This is a genomic window from Shewanella bicestrii, assembly GCF_002216875.1.
Lineage (GTDB): Bacteria > Pseudomonadota > Gammaproteobacteria > Enterobacterales > Shewanellaceae > Shewanella > Shewanella seohaensis.
The window spans coordinates 3,129,041-3,145,522 of record NZ_CP022358.1 but is presented as its reverse complement, the minus strand read 5'-3'; the positions used below and the strand labels follow the sequence as shown (position 1 = coordinate 3,145,522).

Sequence of the window (16,482 nt, the reverse complement as noted above, 5' to 3'; positions counted from 1 at the left end):
GCAAAGGCGTTAGGGTAAACGCTTAGGCTTAAACAAGGCTTGAACACTTAATTCACTTATTCGAGTCTGTGCCAACCTCCGAGCTTAGTTCGAGCTACGCGCAGAGTTAGAATCTAGTCGGCAGAACCATTAGGTAGATAGTCACTCGGGGTTTTACGACTCCAAATACGGGTGTAGGCCATCAACTGAGGGTAAAAGGTGCGAAAGGCGGTTTCTGTCTCTATCTGCATTTTCGCTAGCAGTTTATCCGCGCCGTTAAATAAGGCACAGTGCGGATGACCTTTGGCCCGTTGTGCTAAGGCCTGTTGAATGCCTTTAGGTGTGGCGTAAGCGTTTAACCAATCTTGACTGCGCATATCGGCGATGAGGTTCAGACAGGGCTGAGGGTGATACTCATCGCTTTGCGTCGCAAATTCTGCCAGTTCGCGATAGGCCTTTTGGCTAAACTCGGGCAGCGGCAGGTGATGATATTCTTCCCAGTAGTAGGCTAAATAATGATCGAAACTTACGAACATCAAATCTGCTGCTATGCTTGTTAACTGGGCAGGGAACAGGGCCATTAGCTCTTGGGTCAGTTCATGGGTGGCGCAGAGCTGATTGATTTCTTGGTTTAACCACAGTCCTTGGCGAAGTGCTTGTGGCGCAGAATCGATTGGCGCGGTGATAAAATTGCCTGCCAGATTGGCGCCTAGGTGGGTTTTACTGATCTCGGCCAGATGTAAGTGTGTAAGAATGTTCATTTTTTGTGCTTGGTTAATCGCGTTAGTTCACGGTATCATGGGCGGGCGCGCTGAGGAAAGCGCAAATAGGCAAAAATCGTGTGCTTTTCTAAGGGAGTGCTTACGTTAGCGTTTCAACAGGAGGGTAAATGCTAACAATGGGCTGAAAATGCACCAATCAATTAACCTGTTAAGGATCATGGATGATGTGGAACTGGTTTACCAAAATGCTCGGTAAAGACGAGCGCCCTAAGCGTAAAAAAGTGCTTGTCGATATTCCCTATGAGCAACATAGCTTTCGTATGGATCATTTTTCGCGGACTCGACCTAAATATGATGTCGATGATGCGTTAGCCTCAAATGTGCTAAATGAGTCAGACGCCGATATGGATATCGCGAACAAGTAATCTTGATCTTATTGGCCTCTAACCATAGACTAGCCGCCGTTCTAAGCTATCTAGAGGCCTTTGCATGCGCGTAACAGACTTTTCCTTCGATCTTCCCGACGAACTTATCGCTCGTTATCCCATGGCGCAACGCAATGCGTCACGTCTGTTAACCCTAGATGGCAATACTGGCACGCTCGCTGATAAACAGTTTACCGATCTGCTGGGGATGATTAATCCTGGCGATTTAATGGTATTTAACAATACCCGGGTAATCCCTGCGCGTCTATTTGGCCAAAAGGCCAGTGGTGGCAAACTCGAGATTTTAGTTGAGCGTATGCTCGACGATAAGCGCATCCTCGCCCATGTGCGTAGCTCTAAATCCCCGAAGGTGGACAGCATTATCCACCTCGATGGCGGTTATGAGATGAAGATGGCAGCGCGCTATGACGCCTTATTTGAGCTCGAACTCTTATCCGACCTGACGATTTTAGAAGTGCTCGAAGCGGTAGGGCATATGCCACTGCCGCCTTATATCGACCGTCCCGATGAGGATGCCGATAAAGAGCGCTATCAAACCGTGTATAACCAAAACCCCGGTGCGGTTGCTGCGCCAACGGCGGGCTTGCACTTTGACGATGCCATGCTCGATGCCTTAAAAGCCAAGGGCGTGAATATCGCGTTTGTGACCTTGCACGTCGGCGCTGGCACCTTCCAGCCTGTGCGCGTCGATAACGTGCTCGAGCACAAAATGCATTCCGAGTGGGCCAATGTGCCGCAGGATGTGGTGGATTTAATTGCCCAAACCAAGGCGGCAGGCAAGCGTGTGGTTGCTGTGGGGACGACGTCCGTGCGTTCACTGGAGAGTGCGGCCCGTGCAAGTGAAGGCGAACTTAAAGCCTTTAGCGGCGATACCGATATCTTTATCTACCCTGGGTATCAGTTCCAAATCGTCGATGCCATGATCACTAACTTCCACCTGCCGGAATCGACCCTCATTATGTTGGTCAGTGCCTTTGCCGGTTTTGATCATGTTATGGCGGCGTATCAACACGCAATCACGCAAAAATATCGCTTCTTTAGCTATGGCGATGCCATGTTTGTGACGAAAAAAGCTCACTAGACCAAGATTTTGTTTTAAAATAGCCGCCCACATTGAGTTTGGGCGGTAATTTTTTTCAGCCAAAGGTTGAACCTTTTGGATCTGCCCCTATCTCTATTGTTAATCAAAATGGCGCGTGCCATTACAAATGTAGTCAGACTGTTTATCTGGCGAGGTGAATTATGAAATTTGAACTCGACACTACCGACGGCCGTGCGCGCCGTGGTCGCTTGATTTTTGAACGCGGCACGGTGGAAACCCCAGCCTTTATGCCTGTTGGTACTTACGGCACGGTAAAAGGCATGACGCCTGAAGAAGTGCGTGCTACTGGTGCGGACATTCTGCTCGGTAACACTTTCCACCTGTGGTTACGTCCCGGCGAAGAAATCATGCGTAAGCATGGTGACTTGCACGATTTTATGAACTGGCAGCGTCCAATTCTGACCGATTCGGGCGGTTTCCAAGTGTTCAGTTTGGGTGACATTCGTAAAATTACCGAAGAAGGTGTGCATTTCCGTTCGCCAATCAACGGCGAGAAAATCTTCTTAGATCCTGAAAAATCAATGCAAATTCAACATGCATTGGGCAGTGATGTGGTGATGATTTTTGACGAATGTACTCCATATCCGGCGACAGAAGATGAAGCGCGCAAGTCAATGCAGATGTCACTGCGTTGGGCTAAGCGTTCACGCGACGAGTTCGACCGTCTGGAAAACCCCAATTCATTATTCGGGATCATCCAAGGCAGTGTTTATGAAGATTTACGCGACGAGAGCTTAAAAGGCTTAGTCGAAATTGGTTTCGACGGTTATGCCGTCGGTGGTTTGGCCGTAGGTGAGCCTAAGGAAGACATGCACCGCATTCTTGAGCATGTCTGTCCACAAATTCCTGCGGACAAACCTCGCTATCTGATGGGGGTCGGTAAGCCAGAGGATTTAGTTGAAGGTGTGCGTCGTGGTATCGACATGTTTGACTGTGTGATGCCAACCCGTAACGCCCGCAACGGTCATCTGTTTACCAGTGAAGGTGTGATTAAGATCCGCAATGCGCGTCATCGTGATGACACTTCACCGCTCGATCCTAAGTGTGATTGTTATACCTGTAAAAACTATTCACGGGCATACCTTTACCATTTAGATCGTTGTAATGAGATTCTGGGTGCGCGTTTAAACACCATTCACAACTTGAGATACTATCAAATGTTAATGGAAGGTTTGCGCGGGGCGATTGAGACGGGTACATTAGACGCCTTTGTAAAGGACTTCTATACCAGTCAAGGTCGTGAAGTACCAGAGTTAGTCGATTGATTTTTTGCTAATAAGAAGAGAAAACTATGTTCATTTCAAATGCATATGCAAATGCTGCAGGCGCTCCACAGGGTGGCGGCACCATGGAATTGATTTTCATGCTGGTGATTTTCGGTCTGATTTTCTATTTCATGATTTTCCGTCCGCAATCTAAGCGTGTTAAAGAGCACAAGAACCTGATGTCATCTTTAACCAAGGGCGACGAAGTCCTGACCAGCGGCGGTATCTTAGGTAAGATTGCAAAGATCAGCGATGAAAATGACTACGTGTTACTGAGCTTGAACGACACGACTCAAATTACAATTAAAAAAGATTACATTGCAGCTGTATTGCCTAAGGGCTCTATCCAGTCGTTGTAAGCCAAGAGGGCTCAGGCGTGTTAAATAAATACCCAATGTGGAAAAACATTATGGTGGTGCTCGTCATCGCCATAGGTTGTTTCTATGCCGTACCTAACCTGTTCGGTGAAGATCATGCGGTGCAAGTAGTGGCGACTCGAGGTGCTGAAGTCACGGCATCTACCCAAGCCAGAGTGAACGAGCTGTTAGCCAGTAAGGGCATTGCGGTAAAACGCTCTGAGCTTGAAAAAGGTCAATTGTTGGTTCGCGTACAAAACGCGGATCAACAGTTGCTGGCCAAGGAAACCATCGCCGAAGACTTAGGTGACAAGTTTACTGTGGCACTCAACCTTGCCCCTGCCACCCCGCAGTGGCTCGAGTCTATGGGCGGTAGCCCAATGAAACTCGGTCTGGACCTTCGTGGTGGTGTGCACTTCTTAATGGAAGTGGACATGGGCGAAGCCATCCGCAAGATGGAAGAGGCCAAAGTGGCCGATTTCCGTTCTCAATTACGTGAAGAAAAAATCCGTTACGCGGGCATTCGCAACAATGCGCAAGGTATCGAGATTAAATTCCGTGATGCCGAAAGTTTAGCCAGTGCAGAACGTTTCTTAAAATCTCGCAGCAACGATATGGTGTTCAGCGATGTGAGCAAGGGTGAAGACTTTGCCCTGCAAGCCGTCATGAGCGAAACCTATCTTAAGCAGATTAAAGAAGAAGCGCTGCAGCAAAACATTACCACTATCCGTAACCGTGTGAACGAGTTAGGGGTAGCTGAGCCGGTGGTTCAACGCCAAGGTGCTGAGCGTATTATCGTTGAGCTGCCAGGTGTACAAGACACTGCCCGCGCCAAGGAAATCTTAGGTGCGACGGCATCGATTGAATTCCACATGGTGGACGATAAGGCTGACCCCAATGCGGCGCAATCTGGCCGTGTACCTGCGGGTTCTGAGGTGTATCAACGCCGTGAAGGCGGTCAAGTGGTACTGAAGAAGGAAGTGATGCTAACGGGTGATCATATCACTGGCGCACAACCTAGCTTCGACCAATATAGCCGTCCACAGGTGAGCATCAACCTCGATGCTAAAGGCGGTACCATTTTCTCTAACGTGACTAAGGACAATATCGGTAAACCGATGGCGACCTTGTTCATCGAATATAAAGACAGCGGTGAGCGTAACGCCGATGGCAGCGTCAAGATGCAGAAAATCCAAGAAGTGATTTCTGTGGCGACCATTCAAGCGCGTTTAGGCCGTAACTTTGTGATCACCGGCTTAAGTCATGGTGAAGCACAAAACCTCGCACTGCTGCTGCGTGCTGGTGCCCTGATTGCGCCCGTATCGATTGTGGAAGAACGTACTATCGGCCCAAGCCTGGGTGCGGAAAACATCGAAAGCGGTGTGCAAGCCATGATTTGGGGTATGGCAGTCGTACTTATCTTCATGCTGGTTTATTACCGTAGTTTCGGCTTGATCGCTAACTTAGCCTTGACGGCCAACTTAGTGATGGTGGTTGGGGTGATGTCTATGATCCCTGGCGCCGTATTAACCCTGCCTGGTATTGCGGGTATGGTGTTAACAGTGGGTATGGCGGTTGACGGTAACGTACTGATTTACGAACGTATCCGTGAAGAATTACGTGCAGGTCGTAGCGTACAGCAGGCGATTCACGAAGGTTACGGTAACGCATTCTCTACCATCGCTGACGCTAACATCACTACCTTCTTGACAGCGCTGATCCTGTTCGCCGTCGGTACTGGCGCGATCAAAGGCTTCGCGGTGACCCTGATGATCGGTATTGCTACATCGATGTTTACCGCTATCGTGGGTACCCGCGCAATCGTGAACGCGATTTGGGGCGGTAAGCGCGTGAAGACGCTGTCTATCTAAGGGGAAGCGATAATGTTAGAAATTTTATCTTTAAAACGTACGGTTAACTTCCTCCGTCATGCGCTGCCTATCAGTATCATGTCTGCCATTTTGGTATTTGGTTCGCTGGTGTCCTTGGCGACCAAAGGCATTAACTGGGGCTTAGACTTTACCGGCGGTACTGTGGTTGAGATGGAGTTTACTCAACCTGTCGATTTAAACGTGCTGCGTACTAAGCTGTCTGCGCCTGAATTAGACGGTGCGGTGGTGCAAAACTTCGGTTCGAGCCGTGACGTATTAGTGCGTCTGTCGGTGAAAGAAGGCGTGAGCAGCGATGTACAGGTCAAATCTGTCATGGCTGCGGCTCAACAAGTGGATGCGGGCGTTCAACAGAAACGTGTTGAATTCGTTGGTCCTCAAGTGGGTAAAGAACTGGCCGAACAGGGCGGTTTAGCGGTATTGGTCGCGCTTATCTGTATCATGATCTACGTGTCTTTCCGTTTCGAATGGCGTTTAGCGTTCGGTTCGGTGGCTGCACTTGCCCACGACGTGATTGTGACCTTAGGTGTGTTCTCTGTGTTCCAACTGGAATTCGACCTGACCGTATTAGCCGGCGTGTTAACCGTTGTGGGTTACTCACTCAACGATACCATCGTTGTGTTTGACCGTATCCGTGAAAACTTCCTCAAGATGCGTAAGAGCGAGCCAGAAGAAGTGGTCAACGTCTCTATCACGCAAACCATGAGCCGTACCATTATCACTACGGGTACGACGTTGGTGACCGTTGTGGCGCTGTTCCTGAAGGGCGGCACTATGATCCACGGTTTTGCGACAGCACTCTTGTTGGGTATTTTCGTCGGTACCTATTCTTCTATCTACGTAGCAAGTTACCTTGCGATCAAACTGGGCATTTGCCGTGAGCATATGATGCCAGTTGAAGTCGAGAAAGAAGGCGCCGACCAGCCTTCGATGATGCCTTAATCCGGCATTGAGACTCGAGGTCGTGTATCACGACTGTTCAAAAAAAAGCCACCTTAAAGGTGGCTTTTTTTTCGGTGGATTTTGACCTTTCCGATAATCTGCTAGCAAACTCACAACTTTATAGTGACTAATGCTGTAAAACCTAAATGTTAATTTTATTAACAACTGCTGCAAAAAACAGCGCTCGACAGGCTCGGTTATTTCACAGTAGGATGTCGGCTGCCCATATCTAGAGAGTATTGTTGTAGGATGTCGCATGGAAGAACGTAAGACGTTAGTTGCTGGTGGAAATTTATTGCAGGCCCACACATGGAAGGGATTGTTAGAAGCCTGTGGTATTCATGTGGAGTTACGTGGCGAGGCCTTATTAGGCGGTGTGGGTGAGTTGCCCGCTGGGCTGCATAACATTGAGCTTTGGGTGCGCGAGTCGCAATTGGCAAAAGCACAGGCCCAGTTAAGTGCCTTGGACGTCGTGAGTCCCCAGTGGCAATGCGTGCAATGCCATGAGATGAACGAGGGCAACTTTGAATTGTGTTGGCATTGCAGCGCCGAGCGCAGCGAAAGCCATAACTAATCTTATCCCATACACTTGGCCTCAAACCGCTAGCACTGCGAAGCGTTGAATTCACAGCGCTGGCAATGCGGCTTGCTATCAGCGTTAAGCACCTGCTACCCGAACAAGGCTAAGGGACGGGAGGTGATTCCACCTCACGCACGCTTTGGCTCATAAAGTCCGCGATTGTCACATGTCGTTAACCGCAAGGATTGCGTCTCCCCGCGTAGCGAATTACACTTCAATTCATATTAGCTAAGTCATTCAATCCCTTATCTAAGGAGGATCTGATGCATCCATCCAGTGCTTTTTCAGCCCTTGTCGAATCGATTCGTCCCCATGTTGTTGAAGTGAGTATTGAAGCCTATCAAGCCGATGACGCTTGGGTGTTGATAGATGTCCGCGAAGATAATGAATGGCTACAGGATCACCTGCCGCAGGCGAAGCACATGAGCCGCGGCATTATTGAGCGCGACATTGAACAGCGCTTTCCCGATAAACATACGCCTCTATTGCTTTACTGCGCGGGCGGTGCTCGCTCAGTGCTGGCGGCAAGCAGTTTGCAGCTAATGGGCTACCAAAAGGTCGCCTCCTTGATTGGTGGTTACAAGGGCTGGATCCAACGCCAGTTACCCGTGGTGCAAGAGTAATTTAGGCTGGTTTTACTTTTTATAGGCGAGTGGCATGCAATATTTCCCGCTGTTTATTGATACTGTGAATTTAAATGTCCTGTTAGTGGGGGCGGGGGATGTTGCCAGTCGTAAGCTGGCTTTGCTGACGCGTACCGAAGCCAATATCCATGTGATTGCCCCCGAGGTGAATCCCGAGGTAAAGGCCTATGCCGATGCAGGCAGGATTTTATTGTCTGAGCGGCCCGTGGTGCAGGCCGATATTCAAAATTACGATCTCATTTATTTAGCGACCGCGAACGATAAGCTCAATGCTGAATTAGCCACCTTAGCTACCGAGCGGGGAATTTGGGTCAATGCCGTGGATAATCCCGCCTATTGCCGCTTTATTACCCCATCGATTGTCGATAGGGGACGTCTTGTGGTGGCGATCAGCACTGCGGGTGCAGCGCCTGTGTTTGCGCGCACCATTCGAGCTCGTTTAGAGACCAGCCTGCCGCAATCGCTTAAGCCCTTGTTTGACTTTGTGGCCGACAAGCGTCTCGAAGTGCAGCAAAGACTCACTAAAACCGCGACGCGCCGATTATTCTGGGAACGCTTTTTCGACACCAATGGCGATAGATTTGATGCGCGAACCCCCGAGCATTATCAGAATGCTTTTAACCATATCGTCAGCCGCGGGGAAATCCTGTTATTGGACGATGCTACGCCCGTCGAGTTATTGCCGCTGGCGGCCATGCCGTTATTACAGCGCCTCGATTGGATTTACAGCGAAGCAGGTTTAGCCGAGGACTTGGCCGAGCTGGTGCGCCGCGATGCTAATCGTGCAGCGCTTCCCGCGCTGAGTGATATCAGCCGGGAATATGAGCAAGGCTCGCGGATGTTGTTGGTCGCCGATACCCAGAAGATTGCGCAACTTAAGGCGCATTTCCCGGTGGCGAAGCATTTACGCCCCGGCGCGATTTAGTCTTCTTTATCGCAGTTTGTTTGAGCTGACGGCGAGTCTTAGGTAGACTCGCCGTTATTTTTTTATCGTTAAGTTTAGGATGTACTATGGCTCTCAAAGCGACCGTGTTTAAGGTCAATCTTCAGATCGCCGATATGGACCGAGGTTATTATCAAGATCATCAGCTGACGTTAGCGCAGCATCCCTCCGAGACCGATGGCCGCATGATGGTGCGTCTGCTGGCCTTTATCCTAAACGCTTCCGAGACTTTAAGTTTTACTAAGGGATTGTGCGTCGACGATGAGCCTGAGCTGTGGGACAAGAGTCTCTCTGGTGAAGTGGACCTGTGGATTGAGTTTGGCCAAGCCGATGAGAAATGGCTGCGTAAGGCGAGCGGTCGCGCAAAAGCGGTACAGTTGTTTACCTACGGCGGACGCAGTGTTCCAATTTGGTGGAAACAGAATCAAGCGGCCCTAGAGCGTTATAAAAACCTTAAAGTGTGGAATATTGCCGAAGAGTCGGTGACGGCGATGGAGGCCTTAGTGAGCCGCACTATGTCGCTGCAGGCGTCCATCAGTGAAGGGCAAGTCTGGTTATCGGATAATGAGCACAGTGTGCTTATCGAGCCCGAAATGCTGAAAGATGACCAATAAAAAAGAGCCTGCAATTGCAGGCTCTTTGTTTAGACGAAGATTATTGGAATTTGAGTTCCCAGCTATCGATATAGCCTACGTCGCCACGGCCGCTATCAACCGCTTTGAGTTTCCACACACCGCTTGACTCCACGCCAGTCATATCAACTGTGTAGCTCTTGTTGATGTTGTCTGCGCCTGCGCCAGTGTTGTTATGCAGTGTTGCTGTTTGGCCTGTAGGGCTGATGAGCTGCACTTTTAAATCACCAATGTAAGGGTGAACAATATTCACCACGGCAGTCACAGTGCCTGAGTTACCCGTGCGAGTGACTGTGATAGGGCTAGTGATACCTGCGGTTTTGTTATCAGGAATATTGTAGTTATCAGCATTGGTGTAACTTGCTGGCGTGGTAGGAGTACCACCACCGCTTTGGGCTGTGTAGCTTGCGGTTAACGATACACCGCTAAAGGCTGAATAGCCTTTCACCATCGCGTAGTAAGTACCAGATTGAACGTTGCTGATTGGGCAAGATTCACTGTTACCACCTTTATATGGACGGCAATCGTAGTTTGAGGTCGTTGGCGCTGCGCCGTACTGTACGTACAGATCCGCATCACCCGTGCCACCGTTCATCACAAAGCCTAAGTTAGTTGCACCCTGTGGCACTTCAAACGAGAAATGCAGTTCTTCACTGGCGGCGCCGCTTAGACCGGTTTTTGGCACACCGTTCACCAACACGCTGTCAGTTGGAGTAGGGTCAACCGGATCCGTTGGACCATTACAGGAAGCATCTAAGAAGGTTTTCGCTGCAACGGCATTGACCAGACCATAGCCATAGTAGTCATCACGGCCTGCAGTGCCTAAGTCTTCAGCGGTTTGTTTGAGCGCGTTACGTACTTGAGCTGCGCTACATTCTGGGTGGTAGCTCCACACTAAGGTTGCCACACCAGAAACGTGCGGGGTCGCCATCGACGTACCGTTGTAGTACTCGTAGTCCTTATTGCCTTGGTTGCTTACGGTCACTGTTGCACCTAACTGGTTACGCAGTGCTAAACCGGTTGCACGGTCAACAGACACTGACACCATGTTGATTTCGCTGTTCGCATCGACCAAGAAGGGGTTTTGTAACCCAGGTAAGGCGCTGTTACTGTACACGATAACGGCGCTGGCACCTGCATTCTTACAGGCTTTTACTGCGTTGATTTCTGGGTATGAAGTGCCTTGGTTACCCACACGCTCAACTAAACACACCTTGTTAGCCATGTTGCCGCAGTTGAAGGTTGAGCCGCTAACCGTACATTCGGCTAAGGTTGCGGTTGCCGTGCCATTGTATGGATTGGGCGCGTAGTTGGTGCCCGATGGCGTAAAGCGATTGTGCGGCACAACGCCTGAGTTGAAGTAAGACTGACCACCGATAGTAATATCGGCTAAGCGACCCTCACCGCGGGTAACGGTAGAGAGAATGGCTTCACCAGGACCCGAGATCTCAACTTGGTTGGTGTACTGAGAGAAAGCTGAGTGGTCTTTATGATTATCGACCGATGCCACAGACATCACCGCATCGTACGAAGCAGGGTAACTGTGGGTATTGTTACCATCGTTACCGGCAGCGGCAATCAACAGTACGCCGTTATTGTAGTGAGCCGCTAACGCGTTACGCTCGGTAGTGCTTGAACCTGCGCCGCCTAAGCTCATGGTGACGACGTTTGCACCATTCGCCACACAGGTATCGACTGCTGACACCAGTGATGAGGAGTAACCCCAGCCAGCCTCGTTAAAGACTTTAATCACATGGATGTTGGCATTTTGATTTGGCATTACGCCAATCACGCCATCGTTGTTGGCGATCGCCGCGATAGTACCGGCAACGTGGGTACCATGGGCGTTGTTATTGCCTGGCTCGTACCAGTTACCTGTACCTGAGTTGTTGGTGCCCGTGACATTGTTTCCGCTTAAGTCGCTATGACCACGGTCATAACCAGAGTCGATAATACAGATGGTACGGTTGCCGGCCTGACTGTCGCTTAATTGGGTTGCACCCACAAAGGTTTGTCCCCAAGGCGTTGTTTCGCTTAGCAGGTGGCGTGGCATGTCTTCTTCCACATATTCCACATCGGCGCGGGCTCTTAATGCCTTAATGCCATTGTTATCCAGCTTAACTGAGTAGCTGTTACTGCGGCCGATACGCTTCATTTCTTTGGCTTGCGCCTTGTTTAGCACACTGTGCTGGGCGCTAATTTCAGCTACTTGAGGCTGATAATTCATTGTGGTGGCAAGCTGATCGCTGCTCTGCAGGCTGCTTTCAGACATCAAGGCTGGCGCATCGGCATTTTTAAATTTAACGATATAGCGCTTTGGCAGTGGAGAGGTCTGTGCTTGTTTGGCTGCGGCAAAACCTGGTGCGTCTGGGGCAGCATTAACACCTGCCGAGATCGCAATAGCTAAGCTAGATAAACTCAGGGCTATCTTAGTGGTTCGATTGATTGTCATGTTTTTCTTCCATGTTCAATTTAGTGTTAATCATTATTATTTTGTGCTTTTAAAGAATAACTACGACTCAGATGCTACTCGGTTAGTGAATTTATCTTTGAGGTAAGTATTTGTAAATTAAATGTTAATGGTATGGTGGTTGGTAAAAACAACTGTGTTGATAAGCGTTTAAAATGAATAAATACTCATGCGTAACAAGTTGTAACCGATATTTTTAAATATTTATGTTTTTTTATGTGGAAAAGGTGAATAAGCAAATGCGAATTTTTACGCTAAAAATGGCGATATCTTTAAAACGGTGTGAAGTTATTTAATTGAAATTACTTTATATATTTTTTTGGAATGAATAATTTCAAAAATAGTTTTATCTGTTTGGTTAAGATGTTGAATTTTATTCAAGTGATTGATTATGCGGTTTTATTGAATTTTAGTGTCGGTAGTTTGTCGTTTGCCAATTTATTGGCTTATTTGCATATCATTAACAGCATAAACGACAGATAAATATCTGTGTCAGGGTAAATGAAAAGAACAAAATACAAAAAAAGCGCCAACGGGCGCTTTTCATCGTAAATCTCAACAGCGAATTATTCTGTTTTCGGCTGAGCGTCGGCTAAGGTCTGATAACCGCCACCGTTATAGGTTTGAGTGTAACCCGCTGCGACTAAAGCTTCGGTCGCGATACTGCTGCGTCGACCACTACGGCAATACAACACTACGGGCGCATCTTTGGCGATACCGCGCTTAGCAAACTCAGCGGCGACTTGCTCAAAGGGAATATTAACCGCATTGGCTAAATGGCCTTCGGCAAACTCCTCTGGGGTGCGAACATCGAGCACCATAGCGCCAGCAGCGATTTTCTGCCACGCCACTTGGGGCTCTTGATCGGCGGCACTTGCCGCGCTGGGGACTAAGGCGAGTGATGACAGACTCAAGAGGGCCACCCCCAGTAAGGTTTTACTGCGACACAGTAACTTGTTGAACACTGACTTTCTCCTTTGCAAATATGCATTAACCTTGTCTAGCGATTTCAGCCTCGGATTTGACGCCTAGCTTGCGTAATACCATGGCCGCAGGGCAAAAACCCGTAAAAGCGCTTTGGAATAGGTTAGCGCCAACGAAGGCCGTTAACCACAAAAAGTTATGGTGTACAAAAGCGGTTAACACCAAAGACAGTAACACCATAAATCCGGCAAAAGCCATAATGCTGCGTTCGAGTGACATAGGTTGCTCCTAGAGGCAGCGCTATGGCTGCCTATTGTGGGTTAATCAGCTGTTTGAGTTAAGTTATGCGATTTTTCATCGCCGCGTAGTAAAGCACTGGAATAACGATTAGGGTCAGTAAGGTCGAGATAAAAATCCCGAAAATCAGACTGATCGCAAGCCCGTTGAAGATAGGGTCGTCCAGGATAAACAGGGCGCCAATCATGGCCGCCAAAGCGGTCAGCATAATGGGTTTGGCCCGTACGGCGCCCGAGTGGATGACAGCCCGCTCAAAGGGAACCCCTGAGGCGGTTTCCTGATTGATAAAATCCACTAATAATATCGAGTTACGGACAATAATCCCCGCCAAGGCAATCATGCCAATCATAGATGTCGCGGTAAATTGCGCGCCGAGCAGGGCATGCCCCGGCATGACCCCAATCACTGTCAGTGGGATCGGCGCCATAATGATAAGCGGCACCAGATAGGATCTAAATTGGGCAACGACCAATAAGTAAATCGCAATCATCCCCACGGCATAGGCAATGCCCATATCCCTGAAGGTTTCGTAGGTGATCTTCCATTCTCCGTCCCAAAGCACGGCGACTGAGTCTAGTCCGGTTGGTTGGTGGATATAATGCTGATCGAAACCTAAGCCACCTTCGCCGTCGATTTTACCCGCCATGTCGAACATGCCATAGAGCGGACTGTCGAGCGGACCGGCCATATCGGCAACCACCATCACCATAGGGATCATATTCTTATGGATGATAGGAGCATCGATTTTACCGCGCTTAATCGTCACCAGCTCAGACACGGGCACTGATTGCCCCGTTTGGCTCTGTAGCTTCATATTCAGCACTTGCTCTAAATCGATTTTAGCCCCTTCTTGCAGTTGCAGGCGGATAGGCACAGGTTGCTTCTGCTGCGCGATATGCAAGTAGCTTACATCCTTACCGCCAACCGAAGTTGCAATTAAATCAACGATATTGCTGTAGGGCACGGCCATCAGACTGGCTTTCGAACGGTCGATCATTACCTGCCATTTTTGCTGCGCTGCGGGCAAGAAAATATCAATATCGACCACATCTTTAGTCTCACGGAACAGTGACTGCAGCTCGTAGGCCGCTTGTTCGCGAATCGCAGGACTTGGACCATAGACTTCGGCCACAATCGGCGACCAGACTGGCGGGCCAGGTGGCACTTCGACGACTTTCACATTGGCCTGATATTTAGCGCCGATATGCTGTAATTCTTCACGTACCGACAGCGCAATGCTGTGACTATCACGCTTGCGATGCTTTTTATCGACTAAGTTAACCTGAATGTCGCCAAGCTCTTGGCTATGGCGCAGAAAATAGTGCCGTACTAAGCCGTTAAAATTCATCGGTGCATTGGTGCCGGCATAGAGCTGCAAATGTTCCACCTCGGGCACAGTAGCCAGGTAGCGACTTAAATCCTGAAGGACACGCTGGGTTTGCTCCACTGGCGTGCCTTCAGGCATATCCACCATGACTTGGAACTCGGATTTATTATCGAAGGGCAGCATCTTTAACACTACGAGCTGACCCACAGGCAGCGCCACGGCGATACCGATAAGCACAAAGACCCCAGCAGCAAGTCCAATCCGTGCTTTACGGGCACCTTTACCTAGCAGAAAGGGACCGATTAAACGGGTAAACAGACGCACCATTTTGCTCTCGTTCATCTGAGCATCGGCATCGCTGCTGTGCGCGGTATTAGTGGCTGAACCGCTGTGGTGTTTGAGCAGCTTACGACTCAGCCATGGGGTCACCATAAAGGCGACCACAAGGGAAATCAGCATGCCCATACTGGCGTTGATGGGAATGGGGCTCATATAAGGACCCATTAATCCCGACACAAATGCCATGGGCAGCAGGGCGGCGATAACGGTAAAGGTGGCGAGAATCGTCGGGCCGCCGACTTCATCGACCGCAACGGGGATGAGTTCGCTAAAGGATTTTTTACCGAGCGCCATGTGCCGGTGGATATTCTCCACCACCACAATGGCATCGTCGACCAAGATCCCGATGGAGAAAATCAGCGCGAATAGTGACACTCGGTTAAGGGTAAATCCCCACGCCCAGGAGGCGAACAGGGTGATCGCCAAGGTGATAATAATGGCGACACCGACCACCAGTGATTCGCGGGCGCCCATGGTTAAAAAGACCAATACGACAACGGCGCTGGTGGCAAAAATCAGCTTAAGAATAAGGGTGTTAGATTTATCCGCCGCCGTTTCACCATAGTTGCGCGAAACAGTCACTTCGACATTGCTTGGGATCAACACATTCTTGACCTTAGCAATGCGCGCGAGGGTCGCATCGGCAATATCGACGGCGTTTTGCCCCGGCTGCTTACCAATGGCTATGGTTACTGCGGGGTAAATATCTGTCTTGTCGCTATGCCAAACGCTTTGGGTGGGAATATCACTCTTTAAACTGATGTCGGCAGTATCGGCCAAATAAACGGGGATAGGTTTACCCTGCTTATCCTGAGAAATACTCACTACCAGCTGTTTTACATCGTCGATGGATTGTAAAAACTGACCCGCTTGAACCTTAATCTCTTGATTACCTTGCACTAAAGATGCAGGCATCGAGATGTGATTATTGTCATTCAGGCTCTGTCTCAACTTGTCATAGGTGAGATTAAAGCTGTTCATCTTGGCGGGATCGATACGCACATTCGCCACCATCTCATGTTGGCCAACGGTGTAAATCTCCCGCGTACCCGGGATCCGCTTGATTTCGGTTTCAAGTCCTAACGCCAGATGGGTCAACTGTTCGGCCGAGACCTGTTTGTCCTTGGACCAGAGTGTCAGGCTGACAATCGGCACATCATCGATACCGCGGGGTTTAATCAATGGTTCGCCGACACCCGCCCCCTGTGGCAGTTTATCCATATTGGAATAAATCTGGTTGTAGAGGCTGACAATGGCATCGTTGCGGGTTACGCCGACTTTAAAGATCACAATGATCATCGCGCCATCGGGCTGGGAGAAAGAATAGAGCGTGTCTATCCCTTTGAGCTCAGAGATCACTTGCTCTGCGGGCAGGGTGACTAAGTTTTCGACTTCGGTCGGAGTCGCGCCGGGGAAAGGGATAAAGACGTCGGCAAAAGTGACGTCAATCTGCGGTTCTTCTTCCTTTGGGGTCACTAAGATGGCAAATAAGCCGAGTAACAAACCCAGCAGTGCCAGCAGCGGCGTAATGGCACTGTTTTGAAATGCGGCCGCAATCCGACCCGAAATGCCAAGTGACGTCGAAGATTCAGTAGCGTGTTTCATTCAACAACCTCATCAAGTTG

General features: G+C 49.4%; 15 protein-coding genes. 10 read left to right on the top strand and 5 right to left on the bottom strand.

The features are described from left to right. Nucleotides 1-113 precede the first annotated feature (113 nt). Nucleotides 114-740, bottom strand: a complete 627-nt coding sequence (locus CF168_RS13610; protein ID WP_011716498.1) for an ACP phosphodiesterase — start codon at nucleotides 738-740, stop codon at nucleotides 114-116. A gap of 182 nt (nucleotides 741-922) precedes the next feature. On the opposite strand from CF168_RS13610, the gene CF168_RS13605 reads away from it, so the two are divergent. From CF168_RS13605 to CF168_RS13560, 10 genes are all read left to right on the top strand, one after another. Next, a complete protein-coding gene (locus CF168_RS13605; RefSeq protein ID WP_011622163.1) occupies nucleotides 923-1,126 on the top strand; it encodes a hypothetical protein in 204 nt (67 codons plus the stop codon). Between the two features lie 64 nt (nucleotides 1,127-1,190). Next, nucleotides 1,191-2,228, top strand: coding sequence for a tRNA preQ1(34) S-adenosylmethionine ribosyltransferase-isomerase QueA (gene queA, locus CF168_RS13600; protein ID WP_011716499.1), 1,038 nt, complete (start codon nucleotides 1,191-1,193; stop codon nucleotides 2,226-2,228). A gap of 161 nt (nucleotides 2,229-2,389) precedes the next feature. Continuing rightward, complete coding sequence (tgt, locus tag CF168_RS13595) at nucleotides 2,390-3,514, top strand: tRNA guanosine(34) transglycosylase Tgt (protein ID WP_011622165.1); 1,125 nt, start codon at nucleotides 2,390-2,392, stop codon at nucleotides 3,512-3,514. A 26-nt stretch (nucleotides 3,515-3,540) separates the two neighbouring features. Beyond that, nucleotides 3,541-3,873, top strand: coding sequence for a preprotein translocase subunit YajC (gene yajC, locus CF168_RS13590; RefSeq protein WP_011622166.1), 333 nt, complete (start codon nucleotides 3,541-3,543; stop codon nucleotides 3,871-3,873). A 17-nt stretch (nucleotides 3,874-3,890) separates the two neighbouring features. After that, nucleotides 3,891-5,741, top strand: a complete 1,851-nt coding sequence (gene secD / locus CF168_RS13585) for a protein translocase subunit SecD (protein ID WP_011716500.1) — start codon at nucleotides 3,891-3,893, stop codon at nucleotides 5,739-5,741. Nucleotides 5,742-5,753: 12 nt separating this feature from the next. Next, nucleotides 5,754-6,701: a protein translocase subunit SecF gene (gene secF / locus CF168_RS13580; protein WP_011622168.1), complete on the top strand. Its 948-nt coding sequence runs from the start codon at nucleotides 5,754-5,756 to the stop codon at nucleotides 6,699-6,701. A gap of 256 nt (nucleotides 6,702-6,957) precedes the next feature. Then, complete coding sequence (locus tag CF168_RS13575; RefSeq protein ID WP_011622169.1) at nucleotides 6,958-7,275, top strand: DUF2007 domain-containing protein; 318 nt, start codon at nucleotides 6,958-6,960, stop codon at nucleotides 7,273-7,275. Nucleotides 7,276-7,544: 269 nt separating this feature from the next. Beyond that, nucleotides 7,545-7,904, top strand: coding sequence for a rhodanese-like domain-containing protein (locus CF168_RS13570; protein ID WP_011716501.1), 360 nt, complete (start codon nucleotides 7,545-7,547; stop codon nucleotides 7,902-7,904). Nucleotides 7,905-7,938: 34 nt separating this feature from the next. Continuing rightward, nucleotides 7,939-8,850 (top strand): precorrin-2 dehydrogenase/sirohydrochlorin ferrochelatase family protein, encoded by a 912-nt coding sequence (locus CF168_RS13565; protein ID WP_011716502.1) that lies wholly within the window; start codon nucleotides 7,939-7,941, stop codon nucleotides 8,848-8,850. An 86-nt stretch (nucleotides 8,851-8,936) separates the two neighbouring features. Beyond that, on the top strand, nucleotides 8,937-9,482 hold the full coding sequence (locus CF168_RS13560; RefSeq protein ID WP_011622172.1) for a YaeQ family protein: 546 nt from the start codon (nucleotides 8,937-8,939) through the stop codon (nucleotides 9,480-9,482). Nucleotides 9,483-9,522: 40 nt separating this feature from the next. On the opposite strand, the gene CF168_RS13555 is transcribed toward CF168_RS13560, so the two are convergent. From CF168_RS13555 to CF168_RS13540, 4 genes are all read right to left on the bottom strand, one after another. After that, nucleotides 9,523-11,952 (bottom strand): S8 family serine peptidase, encoded by a 2,430-nt coding sequence (locus CF168_RS13555; RefSeq protein ID WP_011716503.1) that lies wholly within the window; start codon nucleotides 11,950-11,952, stop codon nucleotides 9,523-9,525. Between the two features lie 584 nt (nucleotides 11,953-12,536). Further along, nucleotides 12,537-12,935, bottom strand: coding sequence for a rhodanese-like domain-containing protein (locus CF168_RS13550; RefSeq protein WP_011716504.1), 399 nt, complete (start codon nucleotides 12,933-12,935; stop codon nucleotides 12,537-12,539). Between the two features lie 25 nt (nucleotides 12,936-12,960). Continuing rightward, entirely contained in the window at nucleotides 12,961-13,173 is a 213-nt protein-coding gene (locus tag CF168_RS13545; RefSeq protein ID WP_011716505.1) for a YgaP family membrane protein, read from the bottom strand. Between the two features lie 58 nt (nucleotides 13,174-13,231). Then, complete coding sequence (locus CF168_RS13540) at nucleotides 13,232-16,462, bottom strand: efflux RND transporter permease subunit (RefSeq protein WP_011716506.1); 3,231 nt, start codon at nucleotides 16,460-16,462, stop codon at nucleotides 13,232-13,234. Between the last annotated feature and the right edge of the window lie 20 nt (nucleotides 16,463-16,482).